The 23,286-nt window shown below is 61.0% G+C and carries 26 protein-coding genes; 24 read left to right on the plus strand and 2 right to left on the minus strand.

What is annotated here, in order from left to right; translation table 11 throughout:
- Positions 1-129: 129 nt before the first annotated feature.
- The 3 genes from ACIGJD_RS13920 to ACIGJD_RS13930 all read left to right on the plus strand — a co-directional run bounded on the left by ACIGJD_RS13920 (position 130) and on the right by ACIGJD_RS13930 (position 4,598).
- Complete coding sequence (locus ACIGJD_RS13920; RefSeq protein WP_483686691.1) at positions 130-1,233, plus strand: acyltransferase family protein; 1,104 nt, start codon at positions 130-132, stop codon at positions 1,231-1,233.
- 113 nt (positions 1,234-1,346) lie between these two features.
- Positions 1,347-2,585 (plus strand): bifunctional glycosyltransferase family 2/GtrA family protein, encoded by a 1,239-nt coding sequence (locus ACIGJD_RS13925; RefSeq protein WP_483686692.1) that lies wholly within the window; start codon positions 1,347-1,349, stop codon positions 2,583-2,585.
- Positions 2,586-2,768: 183 nt separating this feature from the next.
- Positions 2,769-4,598, plus strand: a complete 1,830-nt coding sequence (locus tag ACIGJD_RS13930) for an ArnT family glycosyltransferase (RefSeq protein ID WP_483686693.1) — start codon at positions 2,769-2,771, stop codon at positions 4,596-4,598.
- Positions 4,599-4,742: 144 nt separating this feature from the next.
- On the opposite strand, the gene rpsI is transcribed toward ACIGJD_RS13930, so the two are convergent.
- Positions 4,743-5,249, minus strand: coding sequence for a 30S ribosomal protein S9 (gene rpsI, locus ACIGJD_RS13935; RefSeq protein WP_141942595.1), 507 nt, complete (start codon positions 5,247-5,249; stop codon positions 4,743-4,745).
- Between the two features lie 39 nt (positions 5,250-5,288).
- Positions 5,289-5,732: a 50S ribosomal protein L13 gene (gene rplM / locus ACIGJD_RS13940; protein ID WP_483689506.1), complete on the minus strand. Its 444-nt coding sequence runs from the start codon at positions 5,730-5,732 to the stop codon at positions 5,289-5,291.
- A gap of 546 nt (positions 5,733-6,278) precedes the next feature.
- Here rplM and ACIGJD_RS13945 point away from each other — a divergent pair.
- From ACIGJD_RS13945 to ACIGJD_RS14045, 21 genes are all read left to right on the plus strand, one after another.
- Complete coding sequence (locus tag ACIGJD_RS13945) at positions 6,279-6,695, plus strand: prepilin peptidase (RefSeq protein WP_483689507.1); 417 nt, start codon at positions 6,279-6,281, stop codon at positions 6,693-6,695.
- Between the two features lie 280 nt (positions 6,696-6,975).
- Positions 6,976-7,176: a Flp family type IVb pilin gene (locus ACIGJD_RS13950; RefSeq protein WP_026264290.1), complete on the plus strand. Its 201-nt coding sequence runs from the start codon at positions 6,976-6,978 to the stop codon at positions 7,174-7,176.
- 155 nt (positions 7,177-7,331) lie between these two features.
- Positions 7,332-7,532, plus strand: coding sequence for a Flp family type IVb pilin (locus ACIGJD_RS13955; protein ID WP_483686694.1), 201 nt, complete (start codon positions 7,332-7,334; stop codon positions 7,530-7,532).
- 28 nt (positions 7,533-7,560) lie between these two features.
- The gene (locus tag ACIGJD_RS13960; protein ID WP_483686695.1) at positions 7,561-7,998 is read left to right on the plus strand and encodes a TadE/TadG family type IV pilus assembly protein; all 438 of its coding nucleotides are present in this window, start codon (positions 7,561-7,563) and stop codon (positions 7,996-7,998) included.
- Complete coding sequence (locus ACIGJD_RS13965) at positions 7,983-8,990, plus strand: pilus assembly protein TadG-related protein (RefSeq protein ID WP_483686696.1); 1,008 nt, start codon at positions 7,983-7,985, stop codon at positions 8,988-8,990. The genes ACIGJD_RS13960 and ACIGJD_RS13965 overlap by 16 nt, the downstream gene beginning before the upstream one ends.
- Before the next feature lie 21 nt (positions 8,991-9,011).
- Entirely contained in the window at positions 9,012-9,791 is a 780-nt protein-coding gene (cpaB, locus tag ACIGJD_RS13970) for a Flp pilus assembly protein CpaB (protein WP_483686697.1), read from the plus strand.
- Complete coding sequence (locus ACIGJD_RS13975) at positions 9,788-10,993, plus strand: CpaE/TadZ family protein (RefSeq protein WP_483686698.1); 1,206 nt, start codon at positions 9,788-9,790, stop codon at positions 10,991-10,993. The genes cpaB (ACIGJD_RS13970) and ACIGJD_RS13975 overlap by 4 nt, the downstream gene beginning before the upstream one ends.
- Positions 10,990-12,465: a TadA family conjugal transfer-associated ATPase gene (locus tag ACIGJD_RS13980; protein ID WP_483686699.1), complete on the plus strand. Its 1,476-nt coding sequence runs from the start codon at positions 10,990-10,992 to the stop codon at positions 12,463-12,465. The genes ACIGJD_RS13975 and ACIGJD_RS13980 overlap by 4 nt, the downstream gene beginning before the upstream one ends.
- Before the next feature lie 2 nt (positions 12,466-12,467).
- On the plus strand, positions 12,468-13,418 hold the full coding sequence (locus ACIGJD_RS13985) for a type II secretion system F family protein (RefSeq protein ID WP_483686700.1): 951 nt from the start codon (positions 12,468-12,470) through the stop codon (positions 13,416-13,418).
- Between the two features lie 9 nt (positions 13,419-13,427).
- Positions 13,428-14,303 carry a type II secretion system F family protein gene (locus ACIGJD_RS13990; protein ID WP_483686701.1) on the plus strand — a complete coding sequence of 292 codons (876 nt, stop codon included), beginning with the start codon at positions 13,428-13,430 and terminating at the stop codon, positions 14,301-14,303.
- A gap of 9 nt (positions 14,304-14,312) precedes the next feature.
- Positions 14,313-14,528 carry a Flp family type IVb pilin gene (locus tag ACIGJD_RS13995; protein WP_483686702.1) on the plus strand — a complete coding sequence of 72 codons (216 nt, stop codon included), beginning with the start codon at positions 14,313-14,315 and terminating at the stop codon, positions 14,526-14,528.
- 764 nt (positions 14,529-15,292) lie between these two features.
- The gene (locus ACIGJD_RS14000; RefSeq protein WP_483686703.1) at positions 15,293-15,532 is read left to right on the plus strand and encodes a hypothetical protein; all 240 of its coding nucleotides are present in this window, start codon (positions 15,293-15,295) and stop codon (positions 15,530-15,532) included.
- 180 nt (positions 15,533-15,712) lie between these two features.
- The gene (locus ACIGJD_RS14005; protein WP_286398173.1) at positions 15,713-15,916 is read left to right on the plus strand and encodes a Flp family type IVb pilin; all 204 of its coding nucleotides are present in this window, start codon (positions 15,713-15,715) and stop codon (positions 15,914-15,916) included.
- 87 nt (positions 15,917-16,003) lie between these two features.
- Entirely contained in the window at positions 16,004-16,375 is a 372-nt protein-coding gene (locus ACIGJD_RS14010; protein WP_483686704.1) for a TadE/TadG family type IV pilus assembly protein, read from the plus strand.
- Entirely contained in the window at positions 16,363-17,412 is a 1,050-nt protein-coding gene (locus ACIGJD_RS14015) for a pilus assembly protein TadG-related protein (protein WP_483686705.1), read from the plus strand. Before ACIGJD_RS14010 ends, ACIGJD_RS14015 begins: the two co-directional genes overlap by 13 nt.
- Positions 17,413-17,436: 24 nt before the next feature.
- Positions 17,437-18,186, plus strand: coding sequence for a Flp pilus assembly protein CpaB (gene cpaB / locus ACIGJD_RS14020; RefSeq protein WP_483686706.1), 750 nt, complete (start codon positions 17,437-17,439; stop codon positions 18,184-18,186).
- Positions 18,183-19,376, plus strand: a complete 1,194-nt coding sequence (locus tag ACIGJD_RS14025; protein WP_483686707.1) for a CpaE/TadZ family protein — start codon at positions 18,183-18,185, stop codon at positions 19,374-19,376. Before cpaB (ACIGJD_RS14020) ends, ACIGJD_RS14025 begins: the two co-directional genes overlap by 4 nt.
- On the plus strand, positions 19,376-20,863 hold the full coding sequence (locus ACIGJD_RS14030; RefSeq protein WP_483686708.1) for a TadA family conjugal transfer-associated ATPase: 1,488 nt from the start codon (positions 19,376-19,378) through the stop codon (positions 20,861-20,863). Before ACIGJD_RS14025 ends, ACIGJD_RS14030 begins: the two co-directional genes overlap by 1 nt.
- Positions 20,864-20,873: 10 nt before the next feature.
- On the plus strand, positions 20,874-21,806 hold the full coding sequence (locus tag ACIGJD_RS14035; protein WP_483686709.1) for a type II secretion system F family protein: 933 nt from the start codon (positions 20,874-20,876) through the stop codon (positions 21,804-21,806).
- 7 nt (positions 21,807-21,813) lie between these two features.
- Positions 21,814-22,698, plus strand: a complete 885-nt coding sequence (locus tag ACIGJD_RS14040; protein WP_483686710.1) for a type II secretion system F family protein — start codon at positions 21,814-21,816, stop codon at positions 22,696-22,698.
- A 94-nt stretch (positions 22,699-22,792) separates the two neighbouring features.
- The gene (locus tag ACIGJD_RS14045) at positions 22,793-23,275 is read left to right on the plus strand and encodes an Hpt domain-containing protein (protein ID WP_483686711.1); all 483 of its coding nucleotides are present in this window, start codon (positions 22,793-22,795) and stop codon (positions 23,273-23,275) included.
- The last annotated feature ends 11 nt before the right edge of the window (positions 23,276-23,286 follow it).

Raw genomic sequence — 23,286 nt, forward strand, 5'->3', positions numbered from 1 at the left:
ATGGGGGCGGGGGGCTCAGATCCTGAGCGGGCAGCCGAGAAGGTTGACCGTATCTTGAGCCCCCAAAGCCGGCTTCTTGGATATGCTCTCGGCAACGCTGGATCAAGCAACATAATTGGGGGCTGAACGATGCTGGCATCTGAACGAAACTTGACCAGCCTCACTGGTCTTCGATTCTTTGCAGCGCTGGCGGTGGTCCTCTACCACTTAAGGATCTACTTTCCGCAAATCGGAGACGGCCTTTCCATGTTTGGTTATGGTTTTACCGCCGTCAGCTTTTTCTTCGTGCTTTCGGGATTCGTGCTCACGTGGTCCCAAAACGGCGACATGAAACCCGGGAAGTTTTACCTCCGCCGAATCGCCAGAATTTGGCCACTTCATCTACTGACGATGTTCTTGGCGCTCTGGGCCCCGCAACTACCGACGTCATCCGGGATCTCTGTGCTGGGCACCCTGTCTGTCGCAACCCTTACCCAGGCGTGGATACCCGCCAGCCCGTTCCTCAACTCGTTCAATGGCGTGTCGTGGTCCCTGTCATGCGAGGCATTCTTTTACCTCGTGTTTCCGTTGCTGTTCACCCATTTCAAACGCACCAGCCGGAGGTACCCGGCTTTTGTAGCCGTGCCGGTGGGCACCGTTGCACTGTTTGCGCTCCTGGCGGCGGTCACGTCCATACCGACGGCGGACTATTTGCTGGTAGGCATGCCGCTCTTTCGGCTGGGCGAATTTGTGCTCGGCATGTTTGTTGCACGGCTCATGAAATCGGGGTGGCGGCCAAAATTAGCTGTTGAACAGTCGCTGGGCTTGGTGGCCGTCCTGACCGCTGGGCTCTTCACTGCGTCCTATTTTGTGAACGGAAATAGGGGTCCTGTTCCAGCAACACTCGCCAATGTCGTCATGCTTCCTGGCTTCATCTGCTTGATAGCGGCGTGCGCCAAGCGGGACATTGACGGTAGAACCAGCATATTTGGACGCCGCTGCTTCACCAGGCTGGGTCAATGGTCATTTGCCCTGTATCTGATTCATGAGGTGATCCTCCGCTCGCTGCGACCCTGGACCGAGTTTGCGTCGACTCCGGAAGTTTGGGCCCTTGCCGCCGTCGTGATCTTCCTGTCGGTCGCGGCTTGCGGAGTCCTTCACGAACTCGTGGAGAAGCCGCTGGAACGAAAGCTGCGATCTTGGACGGAGACAGTCGGGAACTCCTTCCGGCACGTCCCTGCCGGGCCCAAGTAGTTACTCCCCCTTCCAAACACCGCCAGGCACCCACTACTTGGATTTCAAGGACGAGTACCTGTCTTTCCCCAAAAGCCTCGCTCCCGGCACATGAGCCCTCCTACGATCCATGCATGACACCTAGCTATGGGGGCTTGGCGCTCGAAATTGTGGTACCGGTTTTCAATGAGGAAGCCGTACTCGAACGCAGCATCTCAAGACTCTCCGAATATCTCTCACAGGAAATGTCGTCGACATGGAAGATCACCATTGCCGACAATGCGAGCACCGACAGGACTCCTGCGATCGCTGCCCGCCTCAGCGAGCAGCTGCCCAATGTCGAATACCGCCGTCTTGAAATCAAAGGGCGCGGTTACGCACTTCGCGATGCATGGAGCGCGTCTGAAGCAAAAGTCCTGGCCTACCTGGACGTGGACCTATCCACGGATCTTGCAGCTCTCCCCCCGCTCGTGGCCCCGCTGCTGTCCGGGCACTCGGACATTTCGATCGGCACAAGACTGGGCCAGAGCTCACGCGTCAGCCGCGGCCCAAAGCGGGAATTCATTTCCCGGTCTTACAACTTCCTGCTCCGCCGCACCATGCAGGTCCGCTTCTCCGACGCGCAGTGTGGCTTCAAGGCAATAAGGGCCGAGGTGGCCAAGCGGTTACTTCCGCATGTGGAGGACAATGGCTGGTTCTTCGATACGGAGTTGCTGATTATCGCTGAGCGATCCGGGCTAAGGATCCATGAAATTCCCGTTGACTGGATTGATGACCCCGACAGCCGGGTCAACATAAAGCAGACTGCCCTGGACGACCTCCGAGGGATGGTCCGCGTCGCTGGTTCCCTGGTGAAGGGCTCCATTCCAGTACAAGCGATCTATGCCGAACTCGGGCGGGGCCCGATAGTCCCGCCTGGCCGGCCCAGCTTTTTTGGCCAGGTTGTGAGGTTCGGCCTTGTTGGCCTTGTCTCCACGCTCGCTTTCGCTCTGTTGTACCTGATTCTCCAAGCACCCTTCGGCGCACAGCAAGCCAATTTTCTCGCCTTGCTGCTGACGGCCGTGGGCAACACCGCCGCGAACAGGCGGTTCACCTTCGGCATCAGCGGTCCGGCCAAACTGTTTACCCAACAGTTCCAAGGCCTCGTCGTCTTCCTTCTGGCGTGGGCCATAACGTCCTCGGCACTGACGGTCCTGCATCTGGTGAATCCGGACCCGGTCCCGAGTACCGAGCTTCTTGTGCTGACCGCCGCCAACGTTGTCGCCACCTTGCTGCGGTTCGTGCTCCTGCGCCTTTGGGTGTTCAGGGCTCGGCGCAGTCACGAACGTTCCGGACTTGTTGCCTTCCGGCCTGTTCGACAGTCCTTCCGGTGAGCACCCCACCGATTAGCATGACTCCGGCCCGCTCGGCGGCACCGAAGCAGGCAAATTCTGTTCAGCCGGACTTCTAAGGGGAGAACGTTGACGGCTTCTCTATCTCCAGCATTCGCAGCGGACTCCAAAAATGCGGCCATCCGGCTTATTCGTGGCCTGGTCAGGGGGCGCCCCCAGGATCCCTTGTGGGAGCGCCCGATTCTGCTCATCATCCTTACCCTGAACGGGCTCCTCCACTTCTGGAACCTGGGAATCAATGGCTGGGCCAACTACTTTTACAGCGCAGCGGTTCAATCAGGAACGCAGAGTTTGTTTTCAGCATTTTTTGGCTCATCGGACTGGGGCAACTCCATCACCGTGGACAAGCCCCCGCTCAGCTTATGGGTCATGGAGATGTCCACCAGGATATTTGGATTCACTCCCCTCGCGATGCTGGCGCCCCAAGCAATCATGGGGATCGCATCTACGCTGCTCATTTACGTTATCGTTCGTCGAAACTTCCCGCCGGCATCAGCGCTTTTCGCCGCCGCTGTCTTCTTCTCGACGCCCATCGTGGTCCTGATGTCGCGGTACAACAACCCTGACCCTCTCATGCTCTTGCTGATGCTCGCGTCGGTCTACGCGATGCAACACGCTATCGAATCGAATCGGCTGAAGCATCTCGTAGTGGCAGGCGTAGCCGTGGGGCTGGCCTTCATGACCAAACAGCTTCAGGGGCTCTTGGTATTGCCCAGCCTCGGTGTCGCCTATCTGCTGTGGGGTGACTCGAGCTGGTACCAAAAACTGAAGCATGCCAGCATTTCAGGCGTCGTCATGGTTCTCACGGGCGGTCTGTGGATGACCGTGGTTGACCTGATACCTGGGAATGCGCGCCCTTACGTCGGGGGCTCGCATTCCAACAGCGTGCTTGAGTTGACGCTGGCCTATAACGGGGTGGACCGCATCGTGGGGAACGAGGACGATGCTGCAGCGAATCTCATTCCTCAACAGTTCAGGCAAGTTGATTCGGACGCCGGGCTTAGCCGGCTTCTAAATGCGAACTATGGCCAGGAAATTGGCTGGATGCTCCCCGCGGCAATCATCGGCGCACTGCTGATCATTGTTGCGTGGAGGCTGCTGCCGCACGAACGGGGGCCAAAGGCACTGGCATTCATAGCCGTCACATGGTTCCTCGGCACCTATCTGGTGCTGAGCTTCATGGGGAACCAGATCCACACGTACTACACCGAAGGGCTTTCAGCGCCTATGGCACTTACACTCGGTGTTGCCAGCGGCGTATACGTGCGGCACCGCAGGCGTTTGGTGATCAGGGCTGCAGCAGCGGTCGCGATCCTGGCAACTGCGGTGTGCGGCTGGCTCATCCTGAGCAGCGTGACGGGGTGGCCAGGGTGGCTGGGCAACGCCGTGCTCCTTGTGGGCGCATTGGGAGCGGCACTGTCCGTTGTACGGCCCCCTGCTCGCTGGTTGGAGGTTGCCGCGGCAACCGTCGCGCTGACCGCAATGCTGGCGGGGCCCCTTCTCACTTCAGCCCTCAATACAACGCTCCCGCAGAATGGCTCCAATCCAGTTTCAGGGCAGCTGACTAAAAACCCTGCCAGCATCAACCGCTTTTTGGATGACATGAAGCATGGAAACCCGGCCTGGGCTTACGACGTTGCGTTTGGTCAGGTGCCCCAAGCTGCCATCCTCGACAAACTGGCAGCCTCCCATACGTGCCTCTGGTCCGCCGCCACCACAGCCTCGCAGACAGCTGCGCGGCTCCAATTGGGTGCTGATCGTCCCGTCATGCCACTTGGTGGATTCGCCGGCTCAGACCCGTCACCCACACTTCAGGCTTTCAAAGACCATGTTGGGAATGGAGAGATTTGCTATTTCCTGCCACAGGACGAATTCCTCGACACCCAGGCCAAGGACGGTACCGTCAGTGAAATTTCAGCCTGGGTAAGAGGGCATTTTGCGTCTGAGACGGTTGATGGTCAACGCATCTATGACCTGTCGAAACCCATCCAGTGAACAAAGACGCCATCCCAGCGAATGGCTTGATCTGCGTGCTCCTGGCAGGACCGTGAGTCCGGCCTCTGGGCCTCTGCGGAGAGAATTCGGACAGCAAAAAGCCCGCACCGCTAGAAAGCGGGACGGGCTTTTGTGCAAGCGGATTTAGCGCTTGGAGTACTGCTGAGCCTTGCGGGCCTTCTTGAGACCGGCCTTCTTACGCTCGATGACACGGGCGTCGCGGGACAGGTAACCGGCCTTCTTGAGGGTCGGGCGGTTGTTCTCGACGTCGATCTCGTTCAGCGAACGGGCGATGCCGAGGCGCAGGGCGCCGGCCTGGCCGGAGATGCCACCACCGTGGATGCGGGCGATGACGTCGTAGGCGCCTTCGAGATCAAGGATCTTGAAGGGCTCGTTGACGTCCTGCTGGTGCAGCTTGTTCGGGAAGTAGTTCGCCAGCTCGCGGCCGTTGATAGTCCACTTGCCGGTGCCGGGCACAACGCGAACGCGTGCAACGGCTTCCTTGCGGCGGCCAACAGCTGCGCCGGCAACGGTCAGTGCCGGGCGTTCCTTCTTGGGAGCAGCTTCAGCAGCGGAGCTCTCAGAGGTGTAGCTGGTCAGGTTTTCCTCGGCCTCGGGGGCCTCGGTGGTCAGTTCTTCGTTCTGAGCCACGATTCTCCTTGTATTAAGTAAGTTGTTTGGTGGCCAGGACTACTGGGCGACCTGGGTGATTTCGAAAGTCTTGGGCTGCTGGGCGGCGTGGGGGTGCTCAGCACCGCGGTACACCTTCAGCTTGCCGAGCTGCTGGGCAGCCAGGGAGTTCTTGGGGAGCATGCCCTTGATGGCCTTCTCAACGGCGCGGACCGGGTTGGTTTCCAGCAGTTCCGCGTAGTTAACGGAGGTCAGGCCGCCCGGGTAGCCGGAGTGGCGGTATGCGCGCTTCTGCTCCAGCTTGGAACCGGTCAGGGCGACCTTCTCAGCGTTGATGATGATGACGAAGTCGCCCATGTCCATGTGGGACGCGAAAGTGGCCTTGTGCTTGCCGCGCAGCAGGATTGCGGTCTGGCTTGCAAGACGACCAAGGACAACGTCGGTGGCGTCAATGACGTGCCACTGGCGGTTGATATCGCCGGGCTTCGGGGTGTACGTACGCACGGTGTTTGCCTCGTTCTTGTTCTGGCGTTCTTGTTTAGGTGGCACTAGCTCGTGCACCTACTGTCTGCGCGCTACCGGAACAGAGGTGAGGGCTCCATGTAACCAGTCATCCTGAGGTTCCGAATGTGCACGTTCGAGTAGTTATCCTGCAACCGGATTCTCGAGCGGGCACGCACCATCGGAATAGGACACGCACAACGACTTACAAGATTAGCGCGTCAGGCGGTTCAGGGTCAAAATGGGGTAGCCGGCGGCCGACTCAGCGCCCGCCGGCCTTACCGCACAGGGGGCACAGTGGCATTTGGAGGGGGCTGGGGCCCTACCGACTGGATCATGGCCTTGGTCGTTGGCGTGCTGGGGTGCCTCTTCTCCCCCGCGGCTGAGATCCTGATCTCCCGCTTTGTCCCCCGGTTGGGCGGCGTCCCGCCACGCCACGTCAGGATCACGACGGCGGCAGCGACGGGCGTAGCGTGCGCCGCCTTCGCACTTCGACTTGGGAATACGCCGGCAATCCTCCCGGCCCTGATACTCCTTGCAGTGATCGGTATGCAATTGGCCCGGGTGGACATTAACCTCCATCTATTGCCGAACCCGCTCGTGTTGATTCTGCTATTGGGCGGTTTTTTACTTTTAGCGGCATCGGCGCTATTTAGTCAGCAAACTGACTACCTGGTCCGCGCCGCGGTCGGCGCCGTCATTTTATTCGTTGCCTATCTGATTTTGGCGTTAATTTCACCCGGCGGCATTGGCATGGGGGATGTGAAGCTGGCAGCACCCGTCGGGCTTTACCTGGGGTACCTAGGTTGGAGCCACCTTCTTTATGGCGGCCTGCTGGGCTTCATCGTCAACGGGGTGGGCACCGCTGTGCTGCTCGCTGGAAAACGCCGGAATATGGCTAAGGAAGTGCCCCACGGTCCGGCCATGCTGGGCGCCCTGGCCCTCACGGCGCTGCTCTTCCCCTAGCAGGAAGCACCGCCTCCAAAGCGCCCCCAATGCCTCTCGGGCGAGCGCTTCCAAGTAGTCGGGTGACCACCCGCCCCGCTCCCTAAGTACCTTTCCGGGTAATCGAGTACGCCGGTTCACCGTGCCTCAAAAAAGACGAGTACCACTACGCATTGTTGCCCAATAGCGTCAAGTGACAATCTCTTCTTAGCGAAGTCCAGCCGCTAAGGATTTATGGGGGCAGCTGGGAATTCGTTGAAATGCACATCACTTCAAATTTCACCGAATTAAGGAAAATACAATGACTTCTCTTATGGTCTCGATGATGGCATTCGTTGCCGGCGTCAAGGATCGCTTCTCCTCCGAAAAGGGTGCAACGGCGACAGAATACTCGCTGCTGGTCGCCTTCATCGCCCTGATCATCATCGTCGGCGTCACTGCCTTCGGCGGAGCCCTCAACACCTGGTTCACCAGCCTGGGCACCAAGGTCGGCACCTGGTAGGTCGTAGCCTCCCGAGTGCGCCGCAGCCCTGCCACCGAGCGGACGCGGCGCACTCCTGGCAGCGAGCAGCAGTTTGAAGCTGCCAGCCATTGGTCGCCTGGGGCGATCAGCCGGCGCATCAGCGACCGTGCCAGAACAAAGAATTAGGAACAGAAATGACTTCACTCATGGTCTCCGTGCTCGCCCTCGTAGCGGGCCTGAAGGATCGCGTCTCCTCGGAGAGGGGCGCAACTGCAACGGAGTACTCGCTGCTCGTGGCGTTCATTGCACTCATCATCATCGTCGGCGTCACCGCCTTCGGCTCCGCGCTGAACACCTGGTTCACCAGCCTGGGCACCACCGTCGGCGGCTGGTAGCCCAACCAATCTTTCGGGTGTGCCGCCAATGGCGGCACACCCGAAATCGCATTCGACCTCGGGGGATCCGTTGAAAAAGATCCGCAAAGAAAACTCGAAAGAAAAGAGCCGTGGCGCGGTGGCCGTGGAGTTTGCGCTGGTGACTCCTATCCTTCTGGCCCTAGTCGTAGGCATCGTGGAGTTCGCAAACGCCTACAACGCGCAGATATCCGTTACCCAGGCCGCCCGTGAAGCCGCCAGGACCATGGCTGTTAAGAACAGCCAGACGGACGCTAAGGCCGCAGCAGTCGCGGGTGCCCCAGGTGTCAACTCTGCGGCTTTCGCATACACCTTCAGCCCGACAGACTGCGCGCCGAACACCACGGCAAAGGTAACAATCACCTACACCTCTTCGACACTAACCGGATTGTTCGGAAGTTCTGTCACCGTCACCGGGGTTGGAGCAATGCAATGCAACGGAACGTGAAACCCGGCGAGAAAGAGCGGGGAGCTGCCGGCGTGCTCGTTGCGGTGATGATGGTTGTCCTCATCGGTGCCGGTGCCCTGGCTGTCGACACGGGCCAAATCTATGCCGAACGGGCTCAGCTGCAGAACGCGGCGGATGCCGGCGCGCTTGCAGGAGCAGGCCTTTGCTTCAAATCGGGTGGCTGCACTCAAGTCGAGGTATCGGCTCTTGCCACGACGCTGGCCAACAGCAACTCAAACGACGGTAAGTCCACGGTGGAGTCCGTGGACCTTTCGGTCGCGGGCCAGGTCTCTGTAACCACATCCACAAAAGATGGCACCAGCAACGCCGGCTACCTGACCAAGATGTTCGCCAGCGCACTCAACGCACCACCTGCGAAGGTAGGAGCCACGGCAACTGCAAAGTGGTATTACCCCAAAAAGGGTGTGACCGTGCTCCCCCTGACGTTCGCTTCCTGTGAGTTCAAGGACGACGGGGTCGCGCACAAAGTCTTCATTCAGGGCGGGGCCCTGGACTGCAACGGGCTCAACCCCTCAAACCAGATCATCCCTGGTGGTTTCGCTTGGCTTGCACCCGACGGCGGCACAGGCTGCACCGTCACGGCTGAAGTCGGGCAGTGGAGCATGACGAGCGCAGGCGCCGCAGTGCCAAACGGCTGCATCGACCTCTTCAACCCATCAATAAATCCAACGCTGGCGAATTCGACCGTCGCGTTACCCGTCTACAAGTACACCTGCGCCGGAATGCCCGCCGCTCAGTTCGGCACGTGTAACGGCAGTTCGGTGCAGTACTACATCGAGAAGTGGGCTGGCTTCAAGCTGCAGGCATGGAACCTCAGCGGCCAGGCGAAGTACGACCCGACCAATGTCTTCACCGGCAGTGAAAAAGGCCTCTACGGAACCTTCGTCGGTTACAGCGCAGATCCAAGCATCTTCTCTGAGTACACAACAACGCCCAATGGCAACGTCATTGTCCCAACACTGATCAAGTAGATAGACCCAAAGGGGAAGAAAGTGAAAGCACGCCTACTGGGAGGCATCGCCGCGCTAGCCATCGCGATAACCGGCACATTCCTTCTTATTACATACGTCCAAAGCGCCGACGCACGTGCCATGGCTGGAACCGAAACTTCCGAAGTTTTCGTAGTCCAGACGGCAGTTCCCGCGGGAACGCCCGCCAGCGACCTCGGGGGGTCGGTTGCCAAGAAGCCCATTCCTAAGTCAGCGCTTGCCCCGGACAGCGTTACAGACCTCAAAGATCTCGGGGCGAAAGTGACAGCTGTTGCGCTCGTTCCTGGGGAACAGCTTCTTTCCAGCCGGCTCGTGGAAAAAGAATCGTTCCTCGGGCCATCAAGAGTTGCCGTTCCTGACGGTATGCAAGAGATCTCGCTGAAACTTCCCATCGAGCGCGTCGTGGGCGGCAAGATCGCGGCAGGTGACACAGTCGGTATCTTCGTCTCTCTCACCGAGACATCCACTAATGGGGCCGGCCAGACCGCGACCCAATCCGCAGGTACTCAACTTACGTTCCACAAGGTACTGGTCACAGCTGCCCAGTTAAGTAACGGCAGCCCTGCCCAACAGGACTCAACGCAAAAGTCCGATGGGTCCCTCAACTCTGGTAGCAATGCCCAAAGCGACGGAAACTACCTGATCACAGTCGCCCGTAATTCCGTTGACGCGGAACGCCTGGTTTACGCAGCTGAATTCGGCAAGATCTACATGTCGAAGGAGCCTACAGGCGCCACTGAAGGCAACACAGGTGTGGTGGACAAGACGAAGGTTTTCCGATGAGCCGCTTCGTACTTATCACGCCGAACACCGATTTCGAACGAAGGGTCCGCATGGCCACGGCCGGTATGCCGGGTTCCCTCCAGTTCTTTCAAGCCGACTATCTCCCACAAGGGCCGGAAGAAGTCCTGGGACAGCTCCTCGGGGAGCCGCCGGAGGTCTTCATCCTTGGTCCGGGCCTGCCCGCCGACGATGCTATGAAGTTCGCAGCAGTAATGGACCTGCAGTACCCGGAGATCAGTATGATCCTGGTGGCCGGCGAATCATCAGACGTCGCCATACAAGCCATGAGGGCCGGCATTCGTGACCTGCTCGATCCGTCAGCAGACGTGGATCATATCCGGATCATCGTTGAGCGCGCCAGCCTGGCTTCCGCTGGCCGTAGGCGGGGTCTGGCCCCCAGCAGCTCCGAGCACCACGAGCACGCCGCCGGTGGCCGGATCATAGCGGTCATATCTCCAAAAGGCGGGGTAGGGAAGACAACAGTAGCCACAAACATCGCGGTCGGGCTCGGCAAGATCGCCCCAATGGGAGTGGTGATTGTAGACCTCGATTTGCAGTTCGGAGACGTGGCGAGTGGTCTGATGCTTGAACCTGAGCACACCATCACGGACGCGGTGGTAGGCGCTGCAAGCCAAGACTCAATGGTCCTGAAGACCTATCTGACAGTTCATCCTGCTGGGATCTATGCACTTTGTGCACCGAAGAATCCAGTTGAGATGGACAGGATCAGCGGAGAAAATGTCAGCCACCTCCTGTCCCAGCTACGGCAGGAGTTCCAGTACGTCGTCGTGGACACTGCACCAGGGCTAGGCGAACACGTGCTCGCCACTCTGGAACTGGCTTCCGACGCAGTTTGGATCTGCGGGATGGACGTGCCTAGTATCCGCGGCTTGCGTACCGGAAACCAGATCCTCTCTGAGCTCAACCTTCTCCCGGAAGGCCGTCACGTTGTCCTCAACATGGCCGACCGCAGGAGCGGCCTGACGCTCCAGGATGTTGAAGCAACGATCGGCGCACCGGTTGACGTGGTGCTTCCCCGGTCAAAGTCGCTTCCATTTTCCACGAACAAGGGCGTCCCCGTTCTCCAGGACGGAAGCAGGGATCCGGCAGCCAAGGGTCTCCGGCAGCTCGTGGAGCGGTTCAAACCGAATTGGGAAGCAAGACCACATAAGAAGTTGCACCGAAGGGCGGTAGTTCAGTGAACCTTTCACGCAGGCTCGAAAAGATAAGGGGTACGGAGCCGGAACCGTCATTGACGGAAGCGGAGCAGGCGAATCCGTTCGCGCCCCAGGCCGCCATTCCAGAGCCGGCAACGTTGGGACGAATCCACGAGGCCAAGGCGGCGGAGGCGTCTGTAGTCGTTGAACTGGCACCAACAGCAGCAGTGGCAAGCAGCGCTCTCGGTTCCCTGAAGGAACGCGCAAGCCAGGCGCTGTACGAGCGCCTGGGCGCCCGCATTACAGATTCATCGCTTGAGGAAAGCGAACTTCACCAGTACGTGAAGGACGAGTTGAAGAGTGTAGTAGACGAGGAACAGGTTCCGCTAACGTCGGCAGAACGACAGCGGCTGATCCGGGAGATCATCGATGATGTTCTTGGACACGGACCCATCCAACGCTTCCTGGACGATCCGTCAATCACAGAAGTAATGGTCAACCGCTTCGACCAGGTCTACATTGAACGCGCCGGGAAATTGACGCTCACCGATACCAAGTTCGCCTCGGACGAAGCCCTGCGCCGCGTTATCGAACGCATTGTTTCGAAGGTGGGCCGGCGCATAGACGAATCGTCTCCTCTCGTGGATGCCCGGTTGGCTGACGGTTCCCGTGTCAATGCGATCATTCCTCCCTTGGCTGTTAACGGACCAGCCCTGACCATCAGGAAGTTTGGCGGAGATGCGCTCACCGTTGACAAGCTGATCGCGTTCGGCAGCCTTTCTCCGGAAATGGCTGAACTTCTACAAGCATGCGTCCTGGCAAGGATGAACATCATCGTTTCGGGCGGCACAGGCACGGGCAAAACGACGTTGCTCAACGCCCTTTCGTCATTCATTCCCGCCTCTGACCGCATCGTAACCATTGAGGACGCCGTTGAGCTGCAACTCCAGCAGGACCACGTTGTCCGTTTGGAGAGCCGGCCGGCAAATATTGAGGGCAAGGGGGAAATCGCCATCAGGGACCTGGTGAGGAACTCACTGCGCATGCGCCCTGACCGCATAGTGGTTGGCGAAGTGCGTGGCGGGGAGTGCCTCGACATGCTCCAGGCTATGAACACTGGTCACGACGGTTCCCTCTCCACTGTCCACGCCAATTCACCGCGCGATGCCATTGCGCGTCTGGAGACGTTGGTTCTGATGGCGGGCATGGATCTGCCGCTGCGGGCGGTCAGGGAGCAAGTTGCATCCGCGGTAAATCTCATCGTCCACATCTCAAGACTCCGCGATGGCACCCGGCGAGTAACCCATATAACCGAAGTCCAAGGCATGGAAGGGGACATCGTCACGCTCCAGGACGCTTTCGTCTTTGACTATGCAGCCGGCATTGATGCCAGCGGCAGGTTCCTGGGGAAGCCCATCCCAACCGGTGTTCGGCCTCGCTTCACCGACCGCTTCCACGAACTCGGCATCCGCGTTTCGCCACACATTTTCGGTGCTGACCCAGTCAGGGGCAGGTAGTCATGGCCGGCGAGGTTCCCGTAACACTGTTCATGGCGGGACTCTTTCTGGTCTACGTTTCCTTGGGCTTGCTTTTCACCTTTGTTTGGAGAGGAAAGTCAGGCGTTCCGTTGTCGCGGCGACGTCCGGACATGGCCGACCATTCTTCGAGCCTCACTCGGCTGACTAACCAGGCCGTGGGCGCCCTCAACCGGGGGTTGAAGAAGCGCCCTACAAGCATTTTCAGCAGGGAAAAACTGGAGCAGGCAGGCCTCAACAAGGAGCCTGGCGACTATTTACTGATGGCTGGAGCCATCACATTGGTTGCAGCTGTGGCCGCGTTCTTCCTGGGTGGTCTGGGCATGAGCATCCTTGCCCTTATCCTTACACCGTTCCTCCTTTATCTCGTCCTGAACTTACTGATTGCGAGGCGTCGTAAGGCTTTTGACGCCGAAGTTCCGGACACACTTCAGATGTTTTCAGGTGGGCTCCGTGCCGGCCATAGCCTACTCAGGGCGATTGACGCTGCCGCGCAGGAAAACCAAGGGCCCATGGCAGAAGAACTCAGCAGGATCGTCAATGAGACAAGAATTGGTCGGGACCTGGGTGAGTCTATGGCTGACGTGTCTCGTAGGACTGCAAGCGAAGACTTCTACTGGATCGCCCAGGCCATCGAAATCCATCGCGAAGTGGGCGGCGATTTGGCCGAGGTACTGGACCACGTAGGCGAAACCATCCGGGACCGCAATCAGGTGAAGGGCCAGGTCCGCGCCCTCAGCGCCGAGGGCCGCATCTCCGCATTGGTTCTCATGGCGCTACCAATCCTGATGTTCATCGGGCTGGTGACATTCAACCCAACCTATTCACGGGTTTTCACAACGACGTTCATCGGCTTCGTTATGCTGGCCGCCGCTGTCGCTCTCCTCTCCATCGGCGGCCTCTGGCTCAGCCGCATCATCAAGCCGAAGTACTAGGGGTGAACAATGCAACCCATCGCATTAGCCGCAATACTGGCCATAGTCGTACCCATCTCCGGGATGGTCTGGCTGTCCTTTACCGGAGACCGGGCAGGTTTGCGACGAATCAAAGCCAACCTCGGCGGTCGCCCCAGCCAAGCCTCCCAGTCTCTGAACGTCACCCAACAGCTTGCCGATTTGTCACGACGCATCACGCCCCGAGGATACGAAGCGTGGCTTGACAAGCAACTGTCAGGGGCAGGGCGGCCAAAGCAATGGCCGCTTGCCCGGCTCCTGATGGTCAAGCCTATGCTGGCCTTCGGGGGCGCACTCCTGGGATTTCTGGTCTTCCTTGGAGCACCCTCAGCAGGCAGGTTTGCGATCGCCCTGGTGATAGTGGCACTGGCCTACTTCCTGCCCGACATCCTCCTCCGAAACTTCGCACAGAAGCGTCGTGAAGCCATCCGTCTGGAGCTGCCGAACGCGCTCGATCAGATGCTGATTTCGGTTCAAGCCGGACTCGGATTTGAAACTGCCATGGGAAGGGCCGGAGAGAACGGCAGAGGCCCTCTGGCCGACGAACTCATCCGGACCCTCCAGGACATTCAGGTAGGTCGGTCCCGTAAAGAAGCCTATCTGGCCCTGTCGGAACGCGTGGATGTCCCTGCGGTGAGAACGTTTGTCCGGGCCGTGGTCCAGGCTGACACCTACGGCATTGCCATCGCCGGCGTCCTGAAGGCTCAAGCGAAAGACATGCGCATCAAACGCCGCCAACTTGCGGAAGAACACGCCATGAAGATGCCGGTAAAGATGCTTTTCCCGCTGATCTTCTTCATCCTTCCAACGCTCTTCATTATTCTGCTCGGCCCGGCCGTCCTGCAGATCATGGCAGTTTTTTCCTAGGAGTCGGGCATGCTGCAACGAATCCAAGACGTTTTGAAGCTACGGGCACAGACTCTGCGGGTGCTGACAACAGGTCAACACGGAGCCATTGCTACCGAATACGGAGTACTGGTCGCATTCCTTGCCATGGCTTTGGTACTCGGTGTCACTACCTTCGGCCAAGCCCTGAATATGCATTACCAGACCCTGGCCGCCGCACTGAGTACCGCGCTGGGGATTCCATAGGTTACTTTCCCTGGAAGCGCTCCGCGCGCCCAAAAGACCGGACCCCCTCGGCACCCAGAACCGAGGGGGTCCTTTGGTTAAAGATCACCCAATCCCAGCTGGGCAAAAAAAGCGGCTGAAAATGCCGGGTCCATCGACCGCCTGAATTTCTTTGGAGATCGAGATGAAAGTTGTCGGATTCTTTGTGGCACTCTTTGCAGCCAGCGCGTTAACCGGCTGCCTAGCCCAGGGGATGCTCGAACGGACTCGCCCGCCCGAAAAGCCTCGTTCTGCTGAAACTTCCTCGGTGTCCCAGGCCCCACTGTCTCTGCAGGGATCCTCGGGTACCTTCCATATCCTCGACAGCAAGGGCCGGACCTTCCACCTGGCCTATGACTACGCGCCCTCGCGAGTAAAGACCCGTCCAGTGGACTTTGGCAGCTCCAAATTTACAGAGGTACAAGTTGAGGCGGCTTACAGGTTGACAATACTTAGCACGTCAGAGACCCAAACCCTGTCCTTCCAACCAACCTCTGTTTGGGAGGCAACTTTCGGGCTTTACGCGCTTTGGGAGTCGCCGAATACGCTTTGCGACGGCCTGCTTGGGCCGGGTCGAAAAAGGTAACTGGTGCGGGGTGGAACTAGCTCACTTCCACATCGAACAGAAAGTCCTTCCGGGCACCTCATTGCAGCTCACACCGCACCCCGGGTTTTCGGACTCCTACCCCGTGCAAGGTGGGACAGTCGCGGTTGACCCCTCCCACCTGCCAGGAATCAGGAATGCGTTGGCTCGGCCCGACAACATTGCCATCACATACCAGGGCAAGGACGGCGGCCGCTTCGTCAACTCCTGCTATCGGGAAGCCAACCAAAGGTACAACCCACAGCATGCGGCAGACCTGCGGGACTGGGATCTCCTGGTGGCCGCACGCGACGGGGTGTGCCGCCCGTTCATGGACAAGAGCATCTTCCCAGGCATGTCCACCTCCGCGGATCCGGATGGCGGGTACACCTACCTCGACTAAACCGCTGGTCCGGACTCAGGGTAGGCATAGAAAAGACGCAGTGAAAGCGCAGGAAACGTACAAGGCGTAAAGCCTTTGCGCAGGATGTTGCAAGATCGGGTCAACTCCGGATCAAGCGTTGCTAACTTCGATTCAGTGCTGGTGCAGGGCCAGCCAATCCGTCTCGCACAGGAGTCTCAGATGCTTTCTCTCTACACCAACATCATGACCCGCTTCCGCAGCGAAAAGGGCGCAACCGCCGTTGAATACGGCATCATGGTCGCCCTCATCGCGGTCGTCATCATCGTCGCCGTCAGCACCCTCGGAGGCCAGCTCGGCACCCTCTTCACCGGCGTCACGACTGATATCGCACACCCGAGCACTACCGCCGTTCCTTCCCCGTAGTGAACCGCGACCGCCGTTCCGGACCCCATATCGAAACGGCGGCGCTCTGCCCGGCTGAAACAAGCAATCCAAGAGGAGGTGCAGCAGGTGAAACGTGATTCGGAGCGCGGCGCGGCCGCCGTCGAATTCGCGATCCTGCTGCCCCTCCTCTTGATGCTTGTGCTGGGAACCATCGAATTTGGCCGGGCGTACAACGCCCAGATCACCCTGACCAACGCAGCCCGCGACGGGGTACGGGTCATGGCGATCAACAATGATCCAACCGCCGCCAAGAAAGCAGCGCAGAACGCGGCGGCATCGGTCAGCACTATCCCCGTCTCAGACATCACGCTCAGCAGCACCACCTGCAGCACGGGGAACCAGGTAACGCTGACCATCAAGTACACGCTGTCCACCATCACCGGTATCGCCGGCCCGTTCCCGATGACAGGCAAAGGGGTAATGCTGTGCGGCGGCTGAGTAGGAACAACCGCGCCACTGAGCATGGCGAGCGCGGCGCCATCAGCGTCATCGTCGCCATTCTGCTGGTCACCCTCCTTGGCTTCGTGGCCATCGCCGTCGACGTCGGCGTGATCTACTCGGAACGCGCCCAACTCCAAAATGGCGCGGACGCCTCCGCAATCGCAGTCGCCCAGAAGTGCGCCCGCAACCCAGCAGACGCCTTGTGTTCGACGACGTCCTCGCTCGCGGGCAGCCTGGCGAACCAAAACGCGCTGGACGGCATGAGTAACGTCAACAACATCCAGTTAGACACAACGGCCAGGACTGTTTCGGTCACCACCACATCCAAGGAAAAGGGAGCTCCGGACAATTCGGTCTCCCTCTTCTTTGCCGGAGTGCTGGGCATCCCCTCCAAAGAGGTTGGTGCGAAGGCGTCGGCTGTTTGGGGCAGCCCCAAAGCAGGACGCACTGCTTTCCCGCTTGCCTTTTCCATCTGTCAGGTCAAGGGCTATGTCGACGGCGGCCTGCAGCTTCTCCAGGACCATGGCCAGAATGCCAATGCTTCCTGCAATTACGGGCCCTCAGGAGCGGCGGTGTCCGGCGGCTACGGATGGCTGGTCCAGGACGCCGGAAAATGCGGCGGCACCATCGACCTGGCAGTGAGCGAGGGCGGCAGCGACCCGGGCAACAACGCGCCTGGCAACTGCGATGCCACGCTTAACGGCTGGGGTGCAGACATCACAGCCGGCAAGAAGGTCATCGTGCTGCTTCCCGTCTTCAACAAAATCACCGGCACTGGATCGGGAGCGATCTACAGCCTGGTCTCCTTTGCAGCCTTTGACATCACGGGATGGCGATTCAGCGGCGGCACAGGGCTTCCCTATGAATTCCAAAGCGCCAAGTCCACGACCACCGGCGTGACCACGGCAACGCAATGCACCGGCAACTGCCGCGGCGTCATCGGCAAGTTTGTCACCTACGTTTCCCTCGCCGACGGGTACACCCTTGGCCCCGTCGACCCCTATGGCGCCACCATCGTCCGCCTCGGCCTCTAGCACTACCCCCATCAGGAGAAAAACGTGAAGTCTCGCATGCTCGCCGGCACGGCCGCCGTCGCCCTGGCGCTTGTGGGAGCCCTTCTCATCATCGTCTACGCGAACGGCGCCGACGCACGGGCCATGGCCAGCACCAACCCCAAGAAAGTGCTGGTGGTCCAAAAGGCCATCCCCGCCGGAACGCCGGTGAACGACATGACAGCCTCACTGGTCATTGAGGACGTTCCAGCGGCGGGAGTAGCCGCCACCGCCCTCACGTCCTTGGATGGTAAGGGCGGAACCGTTGCCGCGGTGGACCTGGTCCCCGGCGAACAGCTCCTCGCAGAACGTCTCGTTGCACCATCCGATGCGAAGAGCAGCAGCGCCGCCAAGGTTCCGGCAGGGCTGCAGGAAGTGACCTTCGAGCTGGAGCCAAAGATGGTGGTTGGCGGCCGCCTCGAAGCCGGCGACCATGTTGCCATTGGATTCAGCTTCCCTGGTGGCGCAGATAAGAGTAAACCCGGCGAAGCCACCACCCAGCTTTCTCTCCGCAAGGTCCTCGTCACTGCCGTCCAGCGTGCCACGCAACCAACTGCAAAGCCTACGGACGGGACAAACCCGCAGGACACCACCCTTCCCCAAGGTTCCTTCATGGTGACCGTGGCGGTTAGCGACGTGGACGCAAGCAAGATCATCTACACCAACCTCAACGGCAGCCTCTGGCTCACCAAGGAACCCCTCGACGCCCAGGACAACGGCGGCTTCATCGCCAGGAAGGACAACGTGTACAAATGAGCCGTTTCGTCCTTCTCTCCCCCAACGCCGAGTTCGACCAGAAGCTGCGCGCCGCCGTCGCCCACGGCCTGCGCGGCAGCGTCCAGACCATCGCCAGTGACATCCTCCCGGCAGGCCCGGCGGAACTGTTCGGCCTCCTCAACCAGGAGCAGCCCGAGGTCCTCATCATCGGCCCGGACGTCCCCTATGAAGAGGCGTTGAGGTTCGCCAAGGTCTTCGACGTCCAGCTCCCCGGCCTGAGCCTGGTCCTCGTCAGCGACGTGGACCCGGACTTCCTGCTGCACGCCATGCGCGCGGGCATCCGTGACATCCTCAGCCCGCAGGCCGACGCAGCTGAAATCAGGGTGCTGCTGGAACGCGCCTGCCAGTCCTTCGCCACCCGCCACCGCGGCCCCGAGCAGCAGCAGGCGGAAAACGGCAGGGGCCTGGTCATCGGCATCTTCTCCCCAAAGGGCGGCGTGGGCAAAACCACGCTGGCCACCAACATCGCCATCGGCCTGGGCCAGATCGCGCCCATGAGCGTGGTGATCGTGGACCTGGACCTGCAGTTCGGGGACGTCGCCTCCGGCCTCTATCTCAACCCGCAGCACACGGTCACGGACGCCGTCACCCCGGCCGCCGCCCAGGACCCGTTGGTCCTCAAGGCCTTCCTCACGGTGCACCCGGCGGGCATCTACGCGCTGTGCGCCCCGCCCAACCCGGTGGACGCGGACCATATCACTCCGGAACAGGTCAGCCACCTGGTGGAACAGCTGGCGCAGGAGTTCCAGTATGTGGTGATTGACACCGCCCCCGGCATGCCGGAAATCGGGCTCGCCGCCATGGAGCAGTGCACCGACGTTGTGTGGGTCAGCGCCATGGACATCCCCAGCCTGCGCGGCCTCCGCTCCGGGCTGGAGGTCCTCCGCCAGCTGGACATCATGCCCGAATCCCGCCACGTGGTCCTGAACATGGCCGACGCCAAAGCCGGCCTCAACGTCCAGGACGTTGAATCCACCATCGGCGCGCCCGTGGACGTCAGCGTCCCCCGCTCCCGTGCCGTGGCACTGTCAACCAACCGCGGCATCCCCGTCCTCCAGGAATCGAAAAAGGACCCCGCCGTCAAAAGCCTCCGCCAGCTCGTGGAGCGCTTCAACCCGGCCTGGCGCGCCCAGGCTCAGCGGAAGCTTCACCGAAGGGTGGTTATCTGATGAAACTCTCCGAACGCATCAGCGCGGCACAGAGCCGCAACCAGGTGTCGGGGGGCACCGCGCTGCTCGAGCCGCCGCGCCCGGTGCCGGCGCCTTCGCCGACCCCGGCGGAAAGCACGGAGCGGCACCTTCCGGCGCATGCCGCCGTCGTACATGCAACGCACGACGCCGGCGCGCAGCAGGTGCCCACGGCACCCAAGGTGGACGTCTTCGCAGCCATGAAGGACAGGGCGGCCACCGCCCTGTTCGAGCGCATGGGAACCCGCTTCAACGATGCCGCCGTCACCGAGCAGGAACTGAGGAGCACTGCCAAGGAAGAGCTCACCCGCATCGTGGACGCCGAGCAGGTGCCGCTGACACCTGAGGAGCGCACCCGCCTGGTCCGCGACGTTGCCGACGACGTGCTGGGCTACGGCCCCCTCCAGCGCCTGCTGGAGGATCCCGCTGTCACCGAAATCATGGTCAACCGCATGGACCAGATCTACGTGGAACGCAAAGGCAAGCTCACGCTCACCGAGTCCCGGTTCAGCTCCGAGGAGCACCTGCGCAAGGTCATCGAACGTATCGTCTCCAAGGTGGGCCGCCGCATCGACGAGTCCTCCCCGCTGGTGGACGCGCGCCTTGAGGACGGCTCCCGTGTGAACGCCGTCATCCCGCCGCTGGCCGTGGGCGGTTCCTCGCTGACCATCCGAAAGTTCAGCAAGACCCCGCTGACGGTCCGCAACCTGATCGACTTCGGCACCCTGACACCCGAAATGGCCGAACTATTGAACGCCTGCGTCAAAGCCAAGCTGAACATCATCGTCTCCGGCGGTACCGGCACCGGCAAGACCACGCTGCTCAACGTCCTGTCCTCATTCCTGCCCCACGACGAACGCATTGTCACCATCGAGGACGCCGTTGAACTGCAGATCCAGCAGGACCACGTGGTCCGGCTGGAGAGCCGCCCACCGAACACTGAGGGCAAGGGCGCGGTGACCATCCGTGAGCTTCTCCGCAACTCCCTCCGTATGCGCCCCGACCGGATCGTGGTGGGCGAGGTCCGTGGCGGCGAGTCCCTGGACATGCTGCAGGCCATGAACACCGGCCACGACGGCTCCCTCTCCACCGTTCACTCCAACTCCCCCCGCGACGCCGTGGCCCGCCTCGAAACCCTGGTGCTGATGGCCGGCATGGACCTTCCGCTGCGCGCCATCCGCGAGCAGATCGCCTCCGCCGTGAACCTCATCGTCCAGATCTCGAGGCTCCGCGACGGCTCCCGCCGCATCACCCACGTCACCGAGGTGCAGGGCATGGAAGGCGACATCGTTACGCTCCAGGATGCCTTCGTCTTTGACTACTCCGCAGGCGTGGACGCGCAGGGACGGTTCCTGGGCCGGCCGGTGGCGACGGGCATTCGGCCGCGGTTCATCGACCGGTTCGAGGACCTGGGCATCCACGTGTCGCCGGCAGTGTTCGCCACCCCGCTGGGCCCGGGCGCGAAGTAGGGACTGAGCCATGATCATCGCTATCGGAAGCGTCATCCTCCTGGCAGCCATCGTCCTGCTCGGGGTGGCCGTGCTCCTGCCGAGCGCACCCTCGGTGCCGCTGGACCGCCGTCGTCCGTTTGAGCCCGAGCCGCCTTCCTCCCTCTCCCGCCTGGCGCTGTCCGGTGTCAGGTCCTTCGAACGGTTACTCGCGGGCCGGAACGTCAAACTGTTTTCCCGCGCGGAACTGGAGAATGCAGGCCTGCGCCTCAGCCAAGCCGAATTCTTCCTGCTGGTGGGCATCGGCGCCTGTGTCGGCATGCTGGTGGGCACCGTGACCGTGGGTCCCCTGGTGGGACTGCTGCTTGCCCTGCTGGCTCCGTTCGTGGGCAAACTGGTCCTCGGCTTCCTGGCCGGCAAGCGCCGCACCGCCTTCGACGGGCAGCTGGGCGACACGCTGCAGCTGCTCTCCGGCGGCCTCCGGGCCGGCCACAGTATCCTGCGCGCCATCGACGCGGCGGCGGCTGAGTCCCAGAAGCCGACGTCGGAGGAGATGCGGCGGGTGATCACCGAAACCAGCCTGGGCCGCGACCTTCTTGCTGCGCTCAACGACACCGCCGACAGGATGAAGAACGAGGACTTCATCTGGATCTCCCAGGCCATCCAGATCAACCGCGAAGTCGGCGGCAACTTGGCCGAGGTGCTGGACCAGGTCAACGAGACCATCCGCGAGCGCGCGGAGATCAAGGGGCACATCAAGGCCCTTGCCGCGGAAGGCAAGTTCTCCGCCTACATCCTCATCGCCATGCCGTTCGGCATCGTGGCCATGCTGCTCGCCGTGAGCCCGAGCTACATGAACTCGATGTTCACCCATCCCCTGGGCTGGGTGATGATCGGCTCTTCGTTTGTCCTGATGACCATCGGCGCGCTGTGGATGCGCAAGATCATCGACCTGAAGTTCTGAGGACACCATGAACCTGATAGTTCTCCTCTCCGTCCTGCTGGTCTGTGTCCCGGTGGCGGCGCTGGCGTGGTCCGTCCTGACCGTGGACAAGCAGGGGCGCGTGGCAGTCACCGAGTTGCTGTCCCGCGGCGCACCGGCGGTTGCTGCGGCACCAACCGGAGCGCCGGCGCGGCTCGAGGCCCTGGGGCGGCGCCTCACTCCCCCGGCCTATGTCGCGTTCCTGGACCGGCTCCTGTCCCTCGCCGGCCGGCCCGCCTCCATGCCGCTGGGAAAGATGCTGGGATCGAAGGTCGGCCTTGGCGTGGCGGGGGCTGCGATTGGCCTCTATCTGACCTCCATCGGCAGCTCACCGATAATGAAACTCGCCGGGCTCTTCGTCGTGGTCCTTGGATACTTCATCCCTGACCTCCTCCTCTACAGCAAGGGCCAGGAGCGGCAAAAGGCGATGCAGCTGGAGCTGGCCAACACCCTGGACCAGATGCTCATCTCCGTGGAAGCCGGGCTTGGTTTCGAAGGTGCCATGGCCCGCGCCGGCGAGAACGGCAAGGGCCCGCTCGCAGAGGAACTGGTCCGCACCCTGCAGGACATGCAGGTGGGACGCAGCCGCAGGGAGTCCTATATCGCCCTGGCCGAGCGGACCAATATTCCGGAGCTGCGCAGCTTTGTGCAGGCGGTGGTGCAGGCCGATACTTACGGCATCGCCATCAGCCGGGTACTGCGCGTCCAAGCCAAGGTCATGCGGGTCAAGCGGCGCCAGCGGGCCGAGGAAAAGGCCATGAAGCTGCCCGTCATGATCCTTTTCCCGCTGCTGTTCTTTATCTTCCCGGTCCTCTTCATCGCCATTTTGGGACCGGCCGTGATCAATGCGGTGATGACCCTCAGCGGGCAGTAGCGCCTACGCAGGGCGACGGCAAGTTTGCCTCAAGGTTTACACAGAATGATGACAAATAGGCCAACGACGGATTTCCAGGAAGTAGCCTTGAAGAATGCACAGTACCGATCCCGGTTCCAGCGGAAAGAGCCCCGCTGCGGACTCCCCGCTGCCCGGGGTCGCTCTACCTGCTCCTGCCGTTCCCGCTCCCAGTGTGGGACCTTCACTCGAGGCGGCGAATCTTTTGCCACTGATTGATACTGCTGTCCTGGACGAGCTTGAAGAGGAACTGGCCGGTACCGGACTGGCCCAGCGCTTCGCCCGCGACTATGCCGCCATGTGGGACCTCCGGTTAACCCGGCTGGGAACAGCTGTGGACAGCCAGGATGAAGACTCCGCCCTGGACGCCGTCATCAGCCTCAAGATCAGCTCCGCCATGGTGGGCGGCGTCAGGCTGGCCAGGCTCGCCGAACTCCTGGAAGGGCTGATCCGGCAGGGCGATTTTGCCCAGGGCCAAGCCATGATGGCCGGCGTAGCCCTGGACGGGGCACGCACAGTCTCCGAGCTGCAGGCAACCTACATCCTGGAAAAGGGCTGACCCCTCAGTTC

This window comes from Arthrobacter sp. E1SS-5, assembly GCF_057073715.1.